This is a genomic window from Candidatus Vicinibacter affinis (assembly GCA_016714365.1).
Classification (GTDB): domain Bacteria; phylum Bacteroidota; class Bacteroidia; order Chitinophagales; family Saprospiraceae; genus Vicinibacter; species Vicinibacter affinis.
The window spans coordinates 264,053-279,793 of record JADJNH010000005.1 but is presented as its reverse complement, the minus strand read 5'-3'; the positions used below and the strand labels follow the sequence as shown (position 1 = coordinate 279,793).

The 15,741-nt window shown below is 33.2% G+C and carries 14 protein-coding genes; 11 read left to right on the top strand and 3 right to left on the bottom strand.

Features of this window, described 5'->3' with window-relative positions; all coding sequences use genetic code 11:
- The first annotated feature begins 3 nt into the window (after nucleotides 1-3).
- From IPJ53_01470 to IPJ53_01435, 8 genes are all read left to right on the top strand, one after another.
- Nucleotides 4-1,233, top strand: a complete 1,230-nt coding sequence (locus tag IPJ53_01470) for a SpoIIE family protein phosphatase (GenBank protein ID MBK7797758.1) — start codon at nucleotides 4-6, stop codon at nucleotides 1,231-1,233.
- Nucleotides 1,223-2,035, top strand: a complete 813-nt coding sequence (locus IPJ53_01465) for an NINE protein (protein MBK7797757.1) — start codon at nucleotides 1,223-1,225, stop codon at nucleotides 2,033-2,035. The genes IPJ53_01470 and IPJ53_01465 overlap by 11 nt, the downstream gene beginning before the upstream one ends.
- Entirely contained in the window at nucleotides 2,032-2,688 is a 657-nt protein-coding gene (locus tag IPJ53_01460) for a CBS domain-containing protein (GenBank protein ID MBK7797756.1), read from the top strand. Before IPJ53_01465 ends, IPJ53_01460 begins: the two co-directional genes overlap by 4 nt.
- A complete protein-coding gene (locus IPJ53_01455; GenBank protein ID MBK7797755.1) occupies nucleotides 2,681-4,093 on the top strand; it encodes a hypothetical protein in 1,413 nt (470 codons plus the stop codon). The genes IPJ53_01460 and IPJ53_01455 overlap by 8 nt, the downstream gene beginning before the upstream one ends.
- An 11-nt stretch (nucleotides 4,094-4,104) precedes the next feature.
- The gene (locus IPJ53_01450) at nucleotides 4,105-4,974 is read left to right on the top strand and encodes an NAD kinase (GenBank protein ID MBK7797754.1); all 870 of its coding nucleotides are present in this window, start codon (nucleotides 4,105-4,107) and stop codon (nucleotides 4,972-4,974) included.
- A gap of 1 nt (nucleotide 4,975) precedes the next feature.
- Nucleotides 4,976-5,746 (top strand): cyclase family protein, encoded by a 771-nt coding sequence (locus tag IPJ53_01445; GenBank protein ID MBK7797753.1) that lies wholly within the window; start codon nucleotides 4,976-4,978, stop codon nucleotides 5,744-5,746.
- Nucleotides 5,724-6,410: a hypothetical protein gene (locus IPJ53_01440; protein MBK7797752.1), complete on the top strand. Its 687-nt coding sequence runs from the start codon at nucleotides 5,724-5,726 to the stop codon at nucleotides 6,408-6,410. Before IPJ53_01445 ends, IPJ53_01440 begins: the two co-directional genes overlap by 23 nt.
- A 430-nt stretch (nucleotides 6,411-6,840) precedes the next feature.
- Entirely contained in the window at nucleotides 6,841-7,266 is a 426-nt protein-coding gene (locus IPJ53_01435; GenBank protein ID MBK7797751.1) for a DUF2541 family protein, read from the top strand.
- Between the two features lie 69 nt (nucleotides 7,267-7,335).
- On the opposite strand, the gene phaC is transcribed toward IPJ53_01435, so the two are convergent.
- Nucleotides 7,336-8,388, bottom strand: coding sequence for a class III poly(R)-hydroxyalkanoic acid synthase subunit PhaC (gene phaC / locus IPJ53_01430; GenBank protein ID MBK7797750.1), 1,053 nt, complete (start codon nucleotides 8,386-8,388; stop codon nucleotides 7,336-7,338).
- Nucleotides 8,389-8,464: 76 nt separating this feature from the next.
- Nucleotides 8,465-9,934 (bottom strand): hypothetical protein, encoded by a 1,470-nt coding sequence (locus tag IPJ53_01425; protein MBK7797749.1) that lies wholly within the window; start codon nucleotides 9,932-9,934, stop codon nucleotides 8,465-8,467.
- Between the two features lie 102 nt (nucleotides 9,935-10,036).
- Here IPJ53_01425 and IPJ53_01420 point away from each other — a divergent pair, with 102 nt between their 5' ends.
- Nucleotides 10,037-10,447: a MaoC family dehydratase gene (locus IPJ53_01420; protein MBK7797748.1), complete on the top strand. Its 411-nt coding sequence runs from the start codon at nucleotides 10,037-10,039 to the stop codon at nucleotides 10,445-10,447.
- Nucleotides 10,448-10,956: 509 nt separating this feature from the next.
- Here IPJ53_01420 and gyrB read toward each other — a convergent pair.
- Nucleotides 10,957-12,891 (bottom strand): DNA topoisomerase (ATP-hydrolyzing) subunit B, encoded by a 1,935-nt coding sequence (gene gyrB, locus IPJ53_01415; protein ID MBK7797747.1) that lies wholly within the window; start codon nucleotides 12,889-12,891, stop codon nucleotides 10,957-10,959.
- A gap of 1,187 nt (nucleotides 12,892-14,078) precedes the next feature.
- Here gyrB and tsaE point away from each other — a divergent pair.
- Complete coding sequence (tsaE, locus tag IPJ53_01410) at nucleotides 14,079-14,513, top strand: tRNA (adenosine(37)-N6)-threonylcarbamoyltransferase complex ATPase subunit type 1 TsaE (protein ID MBK7797746.1); 435 nt, start codon at nucleotides 14,079-14,081, stop codon at nucleotides 14,511-14,513.
- 53 nt (nucleotides 14,514-14,566) lie between these two features.
- A complete protein-coding gene (locus IPJ53_01405) occupies nucleotides 14,567-15,724 on the top strand; it encodes an alanine dehydrogenase (protein MBK7797745.1) in 1,158 nt (385 codons plus the stop codon).
- Nucleotides 15,725-15,741: the final 17 nt, after the last annotated feature.

The following is a 15,741-nucleotide window of genomic DNA, read 5'->3' as shown; positions in this document are numbered from 1 at the left end:
GGAATGAACAGGGAACAAGGCATATTAACAAAAATGGAAAATGAGTTGAGCCTAAAACAGCTTCAAATAACTTCGTTGCTAAATATAACACAAGCGATCAATGAAAACTTACCGCAGGAGGATCTTTTTAATATGTATAAAAATTTCCTAACCTGGGAGCTAAGTATAGAAAAAATTGCTCTGTTCATAAGGGATAATAATTCATGGAATTTGTGTGTAGAGTATAATATTGATCACAATGTAAAAATAGAAGAACTTCCTGTTTTGTTTATGCAATTTACCAGATTGCATACAATAAAACCGCAAGATGATCCTCGGCTTCAAGAATTTGAATTTATAATTCCGGTTTATCATAAAAAGCAACCAATAGCCTATTCGCTAATAAGTGGAGTAAAAAGAAGCGAAGATGTTTTTAATAATATTCAGTTTATAACTTCAATCACCAATATCATAGCTGTTGCAATAGAAAATAAGATGCTTGTAAGGGGACAAATTGTACAAGAGAAAGAAATGGAGTTTGCAAAGGAGGTCACACAAATGCTTATTCCTGCTAAAATGCCATGCGGAACTCATTATCAGTTGGCGAACGTTTACAGACCCCATTATAAGGTAGGAGGAGATTATATTGATTTTATAAAATTTTCTGAAAATAAAATTCTTTTTTGTATTGCAGATGTTTCTGGAAAGGGCATGGCTGCTGCCATGATTATGGCTAATTTTCAAGCATTGGTTCAAAACCTTGGTCAACAGTACAGAGATCTTGAAACTCTTGTTATTGCATTAAATCAAACTGTATCCAGGATGACCAAGGGAGAAAAATATCTCACCTTTTTTATAGCCATTGCCGATATCAAGCAAAATATGCTTTATTATGTCAATGCAGGCCACATTCCTCCTTTGCTAATAAAGGGAAACGAGTCAACGGAATTAAAAGCTACCACCACAATTATTGGGCATTTTGAAAATCTTCCTGAAATTAATGAAGGGATAGTTAGGTTAGATGAAGATGTGACACTTATAGCATTTACAGATGGATTGGTCGATATAAAGAACAAATCTGGCAAAAATTATAATACAGAAATGCTTAAAAGACATATCTTGGAAAACAAAATGTTAGACGCAGAGCAAACGGCAGGAAGTGTAATGGAAGAGTTATTAACTTTTAAAGAAGATCAGGAGGTACCTGATGATATTGCAATTTTGACTTTTAAATTTTACAAAGATGAAAAATAAATGGGTTGCTGTTTTGTTGGCAATCATGGCAGGAGGTTTTGGAGTTCATAGATTTTACCTCAGACAACCTGAATTGGGTTTGTTATATATTGGTATCTATTTTTGGATGAGTTTTTTTAAAATTTTAAGTTTTCCCCTGTCAACTTTATTAGGGTGGTATGATGCATATAGGTTATTAATGATGGATCAGAATGAATTTGACAGAAGATACAACAGCCATAATTTTAGAGATAGGTATGGTAATAGGAGAGATCAAACAAAGGAACAAACTTCTCGTCAGGGCAAATACATCTTATTAGATGAAGATGAGAACACTACTCAAAAGAGTAGAAGAGGATATTTTGATTTGTATAAAAATAAAAAGAAAAGCGAATCTCATAAACAAAGTGGAATAAAAAAATTTAAAAATTATGACATAAAGGGGGCTATTGAAGAGTTTAAATTGGCACTAGACTTAAATCATAATGATACGGCTACTCATTTTAATATAGCCTGCGCATATTCAGTTAGTGAAAAAGCAATAGAGGCTTTTAAACATCTTGATGAAGCTACTTCTTTGGGATTTAAAGATTTTGATAAAATTATGACTCATGAGTCTTTGGCTTACATCAGAGTAATGCCAGAATTTGAAACTTTTAAAGCAAATCAATTTAGACTTAGTTCAGATATTTTACAAAGTTTAAACCTAAGCAAGCAGGAAGAGATTTTAGAATTGAATAAAATCAGAGAAAAGACACTGGTTGAAAACAAAGGTAGTTATGGTAGTTACTTTCAGAACAGAATAAATGATCCCTTTAAATGATCAACAACAATTTATTTTCAAGCCAAATCATCCCTGCAAAATTAGGCAGTTTAATAAAGGATGTCTTGATTAATATGCAGGAGAATCAAATAAACCACTTACCTGTAATTTCACAAGGATCGTATCTGGGGCTAATTAATGCGGATATATTAAAAGAAGAAAAAAGTGATTTTATAATCACTGAAAAAAATATTTTTCTAAGTACTGTCGCGAGTCCAGGAGAACTTTTTATTCATTTGTGGGCTAAAATAATCAGGTTAGATTTAAGTTGTCTTCCAATTGTAGATTCTAATAGAACCTATATTGGGTGTGTAACAAAGCCAGATTTAATAAAGTATTATTCACAAAATTTTTCTACTTTGGAACCAGGGAGCATAGTTGTTATATCAATGAGGAGACTGGATTATTCTTTGGTTTTGTTATCACAAATTGTAGAAGAACACAATGGTATAATTTTAAGTAATTTTATTTCTGAAATCTCAGAAGATAACACAGTTTTAGTCACTTTGAAATTAAACCAAGTCGATCCACAAGCAATTTTGAATCACTTTTACAGACATGAAATAGAAATAAAAAATGTCTTTTCCGAAGGTGAGTATACAGATATATTTAAGGACAGGTATGATGAATTTATGCATTTTTTAAATGTATAGACAATTAGCAATATTTTTATTAATATTTGGCCCAAAAATAATTTACGGGCAAGTAAGCCAAAATTCAAATTGTGACACCCTTGTCGTAGATACCGTCTTATTTGTTGGTTTAGAAAAAACTAAGCCTTGGGTAATTTTATTAGAGACGAGAATTGTTCAAGGGGAGAAAATTTCAATAAACACGATAAATCAAAAAGTTAAGGAAATTGAAACAGACTTAATTCGGACTAATTTATTTTCTTTAGTTGAGGTAAAATATGTAATTGAATTATCAGGTCATTGTAATTTAAGTTTCCATATCTATCTTAGAGAGAACTGGTTAGTGTTTCCATCCATAATTTTTGAATTGGCGGACAGAAATTTTAATGTTTGGTGGAATACATTTAATCATTCAATTAAGAGAATAAATTTAGGGCTAAAATTGTATCATTATAATTTAACAGGAAGGAAAGACAAACTTAAAGTATTGTATCATACCGGATATACGGATAAACATGAATTGAGTTATGAATATCCATACATTAGTAAAAGAAACAATGTAGGACTAAAGATTGGAGGGCTATATCAAACATTTCATGAAGTTAATTTCCTAACCAAGCAAAACGAGGCAATATTTTATAAGAATGAAAGGGACGTATTACTCTATAGATCAGAAGTTTATTCAGAGTGCTTATGGAGACCCAATAGATTATGGACCTATAGGGTTGTTTTTGGTTTTTATAAAAATGTAATTCATTCGTCTTTGGGAATTCTAAATCCAGACTATTTACTTTCGGGGAATACAAAACAAGAATATTTTAAAATTAATCTGGAAGCACAATATTCAACTTTAGACAATGTTAGTCGACCAAAATCAGGAATTAGAATCTTTGGAGGCTTAACAAAAACGGGATTAGGTATAAAGAATGAGCAAAATTTGTTTAATTTATCAGAGGCATTGTTGGCTGCAGTCAGATTAAATAAGAGAACCCGATCTGTCATTTTTGTAGCAGCTGGACACGGAATTACACGCAAGAAACCTGCCTTTAACCTTTACAGATCATTAGGATATCAAAACCAGTTAGAAGGATATGAATACTACATAATAGATGGTTTAGATTATTTTTATGGAACTTCAGGGATTTATTTAGAATTGATGCAGTTCAGGAAAGGAATATTTAAACCTTTACGCTCTGAGCCGAAGATAAAACTTGATGCTATTGTTGATATTAAAGTAAACTTTAATGTAGGATATGTTAAAGATCCCTTTTACAGTCAGTACAACCCTCTTTCTAACGAGTATTTATACAGTATTACAACAGGTTTGGATATATTGTTGAATAATACGTTGAAGCTTCAAATTAATTATTCTATTAATCATTTAAAAGAAAAGGGTATTTTTATCCATACAAAATCAGCCTTTTGACAAAACTTTTAATTTTCGGACAGAAGATAAAAATTGAAGATCTAACTCATCTATTAGGTCTCTTGGTTCAACTAAATGAGAATAGAACAGAATTTTGGATTTTTAAAGAGTACTTGGATGAATTGCCAGAAGATTTGCAAAACAAATATAAAGATAAAACCTGGGCGACGTATGAGGATATTATTAGAATAAGACCAGGGTGTTTATTGAGTTTGGGGGGAGATGGAACAATTTTACAAGCCGTTACACTTGTAAGAGATAGTAAGGTTCCAATACTGGGTATAAACATGGGGAGGCTTGGTTTTTTAGCAAGTATTGAAAAAAAATTAATACCTGATGCTATTTATCAACTTGTTAATGGAAGTTATGAAGTGGAAGAAAGGAGCTTATTAAAACTGGACAGTACAGAAAATCTGTTTGGCGAAATTCCAATAGCATTAAATGATTTTACCATATTAAAGAGGGACAATTCTTCAATGATTACCATTCATACTTATATCAATGGGGATTTTCTTAACTCATATTGGGCAGATGGACTAATTGTTGCGTCTCCAACCGGTTCTACCGGATATTCGTTATCCTGTGGAGGACCCATAATATTTCCTGATTCATCCAGCCTCGTAATCACACCTGTGGCACCACACAATCTCAATGTAAGACCCATTATCATACCAGATCATTCGGTTTTAACTTTTGAAGTAGAAGGTCGATCTGAGAATTTTTTATGCACTCTTGACTCAAGAAAGGAAATAATACATTCAAGGCATCAATTGGCTATAAGAAAGTGTGAATATACTGTGCGATTAATACAATTGCAACCTGTAAGTTTTCTAAAAACTATACATACAAAATTAAATTGGGGATTGGACCAAAGGAATTGAAATGTTAAAAGAGATAAAGGAAATATCTATTGAAGGAACAATTGTAATTGATCTAAACAAAGCGGTTGATATTTCTATTTCATTTAAAACTGGAATAGAACAAGTAAATTGCTTTTATGCACCATTTTTTGATAGTATACCAGTAAAAGCAGGAGCTTTTATTGGTTCTGTTAAAGAGGGCGGTCCAGTAAATTTTAGCAATGTAAAGCTTAATGTACATGGTAATGGAACGCATACAGAATGTGTGGGACACATCACTGATGAATTTATTTCCGTCAACGAAATATTGAAAAATTATGTTTTTAAAAATCATCTTTGCTCCGTTTATCCAACCAAAAGAGATGATGGAGATCTAGTCATAGAAAGGTTTACCTTAGAACAATTGTTAGCAGATGTGGTATCTGAGACATTGACTATAAGAACACTGCCAAACCCAATTTCTAAAAAGAAAAAACACTATTCAGGTACAAATCCCACGTACCTTTCAGAAGAGGCTATGGAGTTTATTGTTCAAAAGGGTTTTAAACATATATTAGTAGATTTTCCCTCTGTTGATAGAGAAGAAGACGAAGGACGATTATTAGCTCATAGAGCTTTTTGGAAAGGGGAAAGGGCAAAAACTTGCACTATTACGGAATTAGTTTACGTTCCAGAGGACTTCCCAGATGGAGACAATATGTTGTTTTTGCATTTAGCACCATTGGACCTTGACGCAGTACCATCCAGACCAATATTATATCAATTAAAAAATGACCAGTATACCCAAAAATAAGGTTCATCTTTCACGGATATATGAGAGATTTAAAAATATTCCAATTAAGGCATATTATGATCAAATTGCTTTTTTTACACATTACTCAGAGGAAGTTGAACAATTGGGATTTGAAGAATCTGTTGAAATTAAAATTACTTATTTAAAAGCTTTATTTTTCCTTGACAAAACACAAAATTTCCAGAGACTGGCGGACGAAATAATTGTTGAAGTCTTAAATCAAGAGACTTTTGAATTTAAGCATAAAAGAGTTTATTCTGAAATATTGGAACTGAAGGCTACTCTTTATACAAGTCAAAGAAAAACAGAAATCGCCCTGGAAATATATTCAGATCTCATACGAATGTTTCCGGCTGATCTGAACTTTAAGGAAAAATTATTTTCGTTATTATTGTCGAAAAATCATACCAAATTAAAAAAACCAATGGCATCAGTGGTGCTTCTTTTAATTATTACAATAACTCTAGCTATTGGTTCGTCACTTTTTATTAAACCGGTTTATCCGGCTACTTCTTTAATTCTTGAATGGATTTACCTATCTGCATTTGTTGCAGCTGTGGTGATTTTGTTTGGAACATATGCGCTGGCTTATTTTAGAAGCAGAAATGAGCTTAAAAAAGTATCTAATCAGGAGAATGGAAAAAAATTATCAACTTTGAACTAAGTTCATTAGTCCAAATTTAATACCCAAAGTGAATTCTCAACGGAGCTAATTTATTATGAGTCATGCAAAATTCATAAATCCTAAAGTGTATAGAAATATAAAAGAAACAACTTTTAACAGGAAGAATAAAGATAAATAGTTTGATAACATCGGATTGATAACAGATAATTTATTTTAGTCGATAAGTAAAACTCCTAATAGGCTAAAACAGGGTTATACCAATCCTTGGAGAAAGCACAAAATAAAGACATAGGGCAAGAAATAATAAAAGAAAAATAGTGTTCATGAAATCAACTATAAATCTGAAGATCCGAGAACCTGTTTGACAATTAATAATTTACTTAACAATATAATAAATTTCTAATAATTTCAGGGTCATTCAGTGTATTTTAAACCTTTTCAAATTGTACGAGTCAAAAAAGAAAAAATTATGAAAAAGCAAGTTCACTTTTACTTATTGGTCCTTAGTTTTTTAGTGGGATTAAAGACAATTGGCGCAAGCCCAGCCATTGAGATTAACAATTTTGAACAGCCAGCTTGGGAGCTCTTGGGTACTAAAACCGTCAAGTTTAATCTTGACAGGGATGAAATTTTGGTCGGAAGAAATAATGGGTTCTTTAAATCTGTCCAAATTAAAGTCAAAAGATCTGGAATTAATATGCATAAGTGTAAGGTTGTTTATGGAGACGGGACGGAACAGGAAATAGAACTTAAGGAAGAATTGAAGGCTGGATCTGAAAGCAGGGTAATTGACCTTGAAGGAAATCGGCGAGTTATAAAAAAGGTAATCTTATGGTATGACACAAAAAATTTCCGCAACAAGCAAGCTCTGGTTGAAGTTTGGGGAAAACACTAAAGTTAAATAATAAAGCCGCTTTAGATGAAGTATAAAGCGGCTTTATTATTTGTGATTTATTAATTTCTATCAGCATCGTTCAATTACCCATTTGGCGACGCTTGGTGCAAGTTCTTTTTGTGACTTAGCGCCAACGAACACACCGATATGGCCTCCAGGGAAAGCATATAGTTGTTTGTCTTTACTACCAATTTTATCCATGACAGAAACAGTAGATTCGTTAGGAATAATATTATCTTCCGTGGCATAAACATTTAAAAAAGGTACGGTCATATTTTTTAAATCTACAATCTTACCGTCTAATTCAAATTCACCGTTCACTAATTTGTTGTCTCTAAATAGATCTTTAATATATTTTCTATACATTTCTCCACTTAAATCAGGACAGTCGTTTTTCCACTTTTCCATTCTCAAAAAGTTCATCAATTTGTCACGATCATCCATCATTTCCAAAACCCCGAAAAATTTAGCAATATCCATACTTGGTTTAAGCATACTGAAAGCATTGTTTAGCATATCAGCGCTAATTATGCCTTGAGTGTTGACCATGGTGTCCACATCCACATATTTTGTCCATTTAAACAGCATATTGCAGTTTGCATTTTTAAAATCATATGGAGCCACATAGGTTGTTAATGATTTAAGCTTTTCGGGAAATATTGATGCATATATCATACTGAAGAGTCCACCTTGGCAAATTCCCATTTTGTGGATTTTATCGATCTTATGTGCATTCCTAATAAAGTCAATAGCATCATCCATGTAACCAAGAATATAATCTTCCATAGAAAGGAAGCGGTCAGCTTTACTTGGATAACCCCAATCCATTATATATATGTCAAGGCCTTCGTCCAAAAGTTTCTTCATGAGACTTCTGTCAGGTTGAAGGTCAAGAACGTCATGTCTGTTCATGATAGCAAAAGAAACAAGTACGGGGGTTTTACATTTGGCTGGAGTTTCTCTTATATAATGAAACATTTGAACTTTGTCGCAAGACCAAACAAGTTCCTTAGGTGTTGTGGCGACTTCCACAGAGTCAATTGACTTTAGAGTTTCATAGCCCTTTTTAAGTTTTTCACCAATTTCCAGAAATTCTCCAAAAACGGAATTAGTATTTATCATAAATATTGTTTTTTGTAGATGGCAAAAATAAAAAAGCCTGGTCGTTAAAACCAGGCTTTTAAAAAATTATTTGATTTTACTTTTTCTTGGAAGTTTTAGTTTCAGGAACTACTTTCTCCTGTTGTTCAGTTTTCTCGGCACTGAACATTTTCTCAAGATTTCTATACATTTTCTTTAAATCATAAATGCTTTTGTAAACCTCGTCCATCTCAGTTCTTGTCGCAACAGGCATATTCACCAAGAATAAACTTTCCATTTGATCATCAATGTCTTTCTTGAGTCTCATTTGCAAACTGCTTACTTCCGTCATCAATTTACTGTATTGGTCCCCATTAAATAATTCGGTGAAAACTTCGTCTCCAGTAACTAACCAGTCCTGATATAATTTGACAAAGCTGTCAATAGTTTTGCCTTCTTTTAACTGGTTGGCCACTTTGTCTGAAAGTCTATCCATAACCTTGAGTCCGTTTTGGTATACAAGGTATTGTAACTCATTGTTTTTAATGTTGAATTCAACCATCAAGTCGTTAATGTCATTCCAGATTTTAACATTTTTTACCGGACCGTTTTCGTTGGTTAGTTTTGTTAGTGGAGAGACAGCTTCGTTAATTGCATTTCTCCAATTATGGTACATATCCCATGCATTTGAGTATGGATTTTGGTCTAATCCATTCATTTGTTGCATTTGGGATTTCATTGATGAATAGCCATTAAATCCAGCTTCACTAACATGTTTCATATACTGGACGAACTGAGTGTTCATTTGCTCCATCATTTTTTGTCCTTCTTCAGGCATAAATTTGAAGAAACTGTCTACAAAAGCCTTGTACTTTTCCGGATTCAAAGAATTCATAAAAGATTCAGCTGTAAAAGATTTATCCTGGATTGATTTAAACATTGGCATCCAAAGTTCGAAAAATTTATTCAGGCTTTCAGTCATATTACTCATTCCCTTAAAGGTGTCCGCAGCAGTTAAGTTAGAAAATTGCTTTACCCATTCATTGTAGGATTGATTCATCATGTCAAGATACTGTTTAGTAAATTGACTCCAATTAGTAACATTTTCATTCATGTTGTTTTGCATAGAATTCATATTCATGAATGGATTATTCTGCATCATGGAAAAGAAAGGATTTCCATTCATCATGGAGGCAAAAGGATTCGTGTTTTGTCCCATAAATTTTTGCCAATTTGCCATCCAATCTTTCGGATCTGAATTAAATGCCGGAATATTTGGTTGATTAAAATTAGTTTTGGCCCATGTCATTTGGTTTTCAAGCCATTGCTTAAAAAAGTTCTGAGCCATTTCTGCGTTGTTATTCATTTGTTTGCTTGTTTTTTCGAAAGTTTCGGAGGCTTTAATAGCCAATTCTTTTTGAGAGGAGACCGATTGTTGGAATAATTTATGAGATTTATCGATCGTTTCGTTGACTAAAGGTAAATCTTTTGTCAATTTTTTAGAATTTTCTACGATCTGATCAACGGTTTTAGCGTGTGTATCAATAACGTTTTCAATAAGGTCTGAAGATCTGTTGGACTTTTCCATGATTTAATAATTTGAATAAAAAAAATATCTCTAATATTGCAACGCAAAATTAAGTCAAAAGGTGCCAAACCTCATGTCAATAATTTATTAATTAAAGTTAAGATGTTACAAATAGGTGATCAATTTAAGCATACTTTTAGATATACCCAATCTGATGTTGATACTTTTGCAAAGGTTTCGGGAGATATGAATCCACTTCATATTGATCCAGCTGCAGGAGCAAACAGTATTTTTGGTAAAAACATTATTCATGGTTTTCTTGGAGGGAGTGTTTTTACCAAGATATTTGGCATTTTGTGGATGGCAGATGGGCATATTTATATGAAACAAACGATGCAGTGGATAAAACCAATGTTTGTTGATCAGGATTATGAGGCCGTTATTACCGTAAAAGAAATATTTCCCGATAAACACAGGGTGCTGTATGATTGTGCCATTTTCGACTTGGCTACCGGCGAGCAAACATTTACAGGAGAGGCTTTGTTGATGAATAAAAAGCAATATGTCTGGTAATTTTAAATTTATTGGAAGGAATATTTCAATATTTTTATATTATAAAAGACAAATTTGACTAACAATATTGCAAAATATATTTTTTATAAGATATATAATTTGCTTTATTAATAATTTGTTGCTACGGTACAAGCAAAAGAATTAAAAGTAACACAGATTAAGTTTTAACGATAAGTAATTAAAACGAGAAACCGGTTTTGTTGGTAAGCACTTAATTTAGAGAATCGTTGAAGGAGCAGGTATGTATTTTTTGGTTTTAGGGCATTACTCAAATTCCCAAAAGCCATCATCGTTGAAACAAGAAGATGATCTCAATTTTAACATTTCATAGGAATGTATAATGGCAACTATGAGAAAATTAATCAAGAGTAGAGTTTTTAAATACCTGCACACCCCTTTCGCAGCTAATGAAATACTTACACTGGTATTAGGCAACATTTTATGGGATGTTTATTTCCCAGGATTTAATTAAATCAATAAAGGAAGAAAAATTAAGCAAGCCCTTAAGGTCAAATATCAATTTTTGCATAATGGGCATGTTCTTCAATAAACTGTCTGCGAGGAGGCACATCATCTCCCATAAGCATGGTAAAACGGTCACTAGCTAATGTTGCGTTTTCAATATTCACTTTTGAAAGAATTCTCCTTTCAGGGTCCATAGTGGTTTCCCACAATTGTTCAGCATTCATTTCTCCCAAACCCTTATAACGTTGAATTTGAACACTATCCTCTTTTCCCTTACCCAATTCAATGGATATTTCTTTTCTTTCTTTTTCATTCCAGGCGTATCTGGCTTCTTTTCCTTTTTTTACTAAATAAAGTGGAGGTCTTGCGATATAAAGGTGACCATTCTCAATAATTTCATTCATATACCTATAAAAGAATGTAAGAATTAAGGTTGTAATGTGGGAACCATCAACGTCGGCATCGCACATGATCACTATTTTGTGGTATCTTAATTTACTGGTATTTAATATGATGTCTCCCTCCTCATTCTCTTGACGAAACACACCAAGAGCCGTGAACATGTTTTTGATTTCTTCATTTTCATAAATTTTATGTTCCATGGCTTTTTCGACATTAAGAATTTTACCTCTCAATGGTAAAATAGCCTGAAAGTGACGATTTCTACCTTGTTTTGCTGTTCCACCGGCAGAATCTCCTTCTACTAAGAACAATTCACATTCTGAAGGAACTCTTGAAGAACAGTCAGCCAACTTTCCGGGAAGCCCACCACCACTTAGGACATTTTTTCTTTGGACCATTTCTCTCGCCTTTCTGGCTGCTTCGCGCGCTGTAGCGGCCAAAATAACTTTATCTATTATTTTGCGAGCTTCTTTTGGGTTTTCTTCTAAAAATGTAATTAACGCATCTCCTACTACTCTTGAAACAACTCCAACGACTTCGGAATTACCCAATTCTCCCTTAGTTTGACCTTTAAATTGAGGTTCGGGAACTTTTACTGAAACAATTCCAGTTAACCCTTCACGAAAATCTTCCCCACTAATTTCAACTTTTAGCTTAGAAAACATTCCATTATCATCACCATATTGCTTGAAAACTCTGGCTAAAGCCCTTCGAAATCCACTTACGTGTGTTCCTCCTTCCCTGGTATTGATATTGTTGACATAGGAAAATACATTCTCCTGATAACCAGTATTGTATTGAAGAGCTACTTCGACTTCAATGTTTTCTTCTTTTCCTTTTACAAAAATTGGCTCTTCACAAAGTGGAGTTCTGGTTCGATCCAAGTATAGAGCGAATTCTTTTAATCCACCCTCAGAGAAGAATAATTCATTTCTTGGAATTTCTTCTCTTTCATCTTTAAGATAGATGTACAAACCACTATTTAAAAATGAAAGCTCCCTGAGCCTGTGGGCTAATGTATCATAATCATATATCAGATTTTCAAATATTTCATAATCTGGTTTAAAGGTAACCTGTGTCCCACGGTCGGAACTATCACCAATGACTTTAACATCAGCCAAAGGTTTACCTCTTTCATATTCTTGCATGTACACTTTACCACCTCTTCTTACTTCTACCCGAACATAGGAAGAAAGCGCATTAACACAAGAAACGCCCACACCATGGAGACCACCAGAAACTTTATAAGAATCCTTATCAAACTTACCTCCAGCATGAAGAACAGTCATGACAACTTCCAGAGCGGACTTTTGCAGCTTTTCGTGCATGTCAACCGGAATTCCTCTTCCATTGTCGCTTACGGTAACAGAATTATCCTTTTCAATAGTTACTTGAATGTGTGTGCAGTGTCCAGCCAAATGCTCATCTATGGAATTATCAATCACTTCCCAAACAAGGTGATGCAAACCTTTGGAATCTGTACTTCCAATATACATTCCTGGTCTTTTTCTAACAGCCTCTAATCCTTCAAGCGCCTGAATACTACTCGCGCTGTATTCTCCTCCTTTCTGAGTCATATAAGTATTTTTATTAACGTGCAAAGGTAATGAAAATAAGGCAATTCTACTAAATTTAACAAGTCTTATATTAGAACAAAAAGGCACGGTCCACAACAAATTTTAATTAATTAGTTATGTTGAAAATTTGGTAGAAATGGATCCAAAAAGTCAACGATTAAAAAGTAAAGAATTGACCATTAAAATGGGGATTGGGTTGAAATTAATTACTAATGAATACATAAACTTTTAAGGCACTTTGAGATATTATAAAACACCGCATAATTAGTAAATTCAGGGTATTATTATTGGAATTACTTGTCCAATAATTTTGAAATAAATCAGAAGATTTTTATCAAATAGAAATCAACAAAAACTACGAAGCAATAACAATAAATAAAATTTAGGTTTTCTTAGAGATAATGAAGAATTCCTTATTGTTAAAGGCTTGAGAAAGAAAGAAATTTTTATTTGGATCTCCAACATCATGATCTTTGTTTAGTTTAACATTACCGGAATCCTAGACACAATTAAAAGGAATAATTTCACTTGTAAATGGTCTAAATAGATATCACGTTCCACATTCTCAAGCAAATAGGTTCTCTAAATAATGCTCTAGGTTTTGTTGCATGAATTTACTCAATATAATGAACTTTAATCTCTAATGATTTTAGATTTGATCTGATTGAGATTCACAAGAAATTCTGTTATTTTTTATAAGAACTTTAAATCAATATTGTTAAATGTACCAATTTATAATTTTAGAAATGTGGGCATAGAATTTATTTAGATAGCAAAATATATAATTATTGTGGATAATTATGAAATGAATCATTGAGTTTGTAATTATGTATAAATCAAAAAAGTTTTTTAAGATTTGTACAGTGAGTTTTGAATCGGAGAAAATATAATTCAATTTTAGTCTCATCAATTTAATATTTTAGTTTGATAGGAAATTTTCTGAATTAAATTCTGCGACCTTTCCAGACTCTCATAATATTTAATCTAATAAAATAGACTCTGAGAGTATGAATGATAAAGACACAGTTAAATGGAAACCGATCTTAAATTCTTTATAGGAGCCAAAAAATTATAGGAATTGTAAAATAGGTAACAAATTATTGTAACTTGGAAGAAGATTTCGGGATGGTAAAAATATCCATCATTTATTAAAAAGGAAAATCAGCTTTTGTAAATTTGCATCAAGTATGGAGTTTTTTAGTAATGAGAAGCATTTAGAATCAATATTGACTCAGCTTGTAAATCACTTAAAAACAAATAGAGTCTGGTTATTAACAGGCGAGATGGGATCTGGTAAAACAACTTTGGTGAGAAATTTGGGATCTTTGTTGGGTTTTGAGAAGGAAGTTACCAGTCCTAGTTATTCGATTATTAATGAATATTCATGCAAGAATAACTTATTAAATATCAATAGGGTATACCATGTAGATCTTTACAGATTGAATCATATTGAAGAAGCTTTGGAAGTTGGTATTGAGGAGATTATTTTCGGTAATGACCTCGTAATAATTGAATGGCCAAATTTAATATATCCATTGTTGGGTAAGCATACTTTTGCGGAAATACACATAGAGGTCTTGGATAATCAAAACAGAAGGTATATCTTGAAACAAAATAAATGAGCAAGCAAGTATTTTTTACAGTAGAAAAGAATTTTTATCAGACAAAGGTCGAAATGAAGGACTTTGCAAAGGCAAGTCGCGAGCTAAAAATTGGCATTGCTAAGGAAACATTTCCTCATGAAAATAGAGTTGCTTTAGTTCCTCATTCAGTTCATAATTTGGTAGCCAGAGGCCATCATATTTTGGTTGAGTCTGGCGCAGGAGAGCGGTCTAATTTTTCTGACCATAATTATTCGGAAGCTGGAGCAGAAATATGTTATAGCCCAAAGGAGGTATTGCAAGCGGACATTGTTCTCAAAGTTGCACCTCCAAATTTGGATGAATTGCAATATTTCCATCCCAATCAAATCCTTATTTCTCCACTATATCTTCCAGTTGCCAACACAGAATACATACAAGCATTGCGACAAAAGAGGGTAACCGCGCTAGCTATGGAGTACCTACAAGCGGAGGATGGTAGCTTTCCATTGGTCAGGGTCATGAGTGAAATAGCCGGTCTTGCTGTAATTCATACGGCTGCTGAGCTTTTAACAAATACACATAAGGGTAGAGGGGTTCTTTTGGGGGGTATTTCAGGGGTTCCGCCAGCCAAAGTTTTAATCTTGGGAGCAGGGGTTGTAGCGGAGTATGCAACTAGAGCGGCACTGGCTTTAGGAGCTTCTGTGCGAATATTTGATGATGAAATTCATAAACTGACTAGAATTCAAAGTAGAATTGGAGCACCACTTTATACTTCTTCACTTAATCCTGTTTCACTGTTGCAACAACTTGTTTCAGCTGAAGTAGTTATTGGTGCCATACATTCAAAAACCGGTAGAACGCCAATCGTTGTCACTGAAGATATGGTAATGCAAATGAAACCTGGTTCCGTAATTATTGATGTATCAGTGGATCAAGGAGGCTGTTTTGAAACCAGTCAAATCACCACACATGAATCGCCAACAAGGGTTGTGCATGGCGTGATCCATTATGGTGTGCCAAACATAGCGTCTAAAGTATCAAGAACAGCATCCATAGCAATTAGCAATATCATCACACCAATTTTGCAAAAAGCAGGTGACACCGGGAGTATTGAAGAAATTTTATACCAAAACAAAGGATTAAGGAATGGTATATATACTTACAAAGGATGCCTGACCAACGAATATCTTAGCAAACACTTAAACCTAAAATATACTAATTTGGATTTATTACTTACCTCGACCCTATAATTTAAATCGGAAGGTAG

Bases quoted from the DNA above. Each gene is read 5' to 3' on its own strand.
- IPJ53_01470 (MBK7797758.1), top strand. From the start codon at position 4: ATGAACAGGGAACAAGGCATATTAACAAAAATGGAAAATGAGTTGAGC.
- IPJ53_01465 (MBK7797757.1), top strand. From the start codon at position 1,223: ATGAAAAATAAATGGGTTGCTGTTTTGTTGGCAATCATGGCAGGAGGT.
- IPJ53_01460 (MBK7797756.1), top strand. From the start codon at position 2,032: ATGATCAACAACAATTTATTTTCAAGCCAAATCATCCCTGCAAAATTA.
- IPJ53_01455 (MBK7797755.1), top strand. From the start codon at position 2,681: ATGTATAGACAATTAGCAATATTTTTATTAATATTTGGCCCAAAAATA.
- IPJ53_01445 (MBK7797753.1), top strand. From the start codon at position 4,976: ATGTTAAAAGAGATAAAGGAAATATCTATTGAAGGAACAATTGTAATT.
- IPJ53_01440 (MBK7797752.1), top strand. From the start codon at position 5,724: ATGACCAGTATACCCAAAAATAAGGTTCATCTTTCACGGATATATGAG.
- IPJ53_01435 (MBK7797751.1), top strand. From the start codon at position 6,841: ATGAAAAAGCAAGTTCACTTTTACTTATTGGTCCTTAGTTTTTTAGTG.
- phaC (MBK7797750.1), bottom strand. From the start codon at position 8,388: ATGATAAATACTAATTCCGTTTTTGGAGAATTTCTGGAAATTGGTGAA.
- IPJ53_01425 (MBK7797749.1), bottom strand. From the start codon at position 9,934: ATGGAAAAGTCCAACAGATCTTCAGACCTTATTGAAAACGTTATTGAT.
- IPJ53_01420 (MBK7797748.1), top strand. From the start codon at position 10,037: ATGTTACAAATAGGTGATCAATTTAAGCATACTTTTAGATATACCCAA.
- gyrB (MBK7797747.1), bottom strand. From the start codon at position 12,891: ATGACTCAGAAAGGAGGAGAATACAGCGCGAGTAGTATTCAGGCGCTT.
- tsaE (MBK7797746.1), top strand. From the start codon at position 14,079: ATGGAGTTTTTTAGTAATGAGAAGCATTTAGAATCAATATTGACTCAG.
- IPJ53_01405 (MBK7797745.1), top strand. From the start codon at position 14,567: ATGAAGGACTTTGCAAAGGCAAGTCGCGAGCTAAAAATTGGCATTGCT.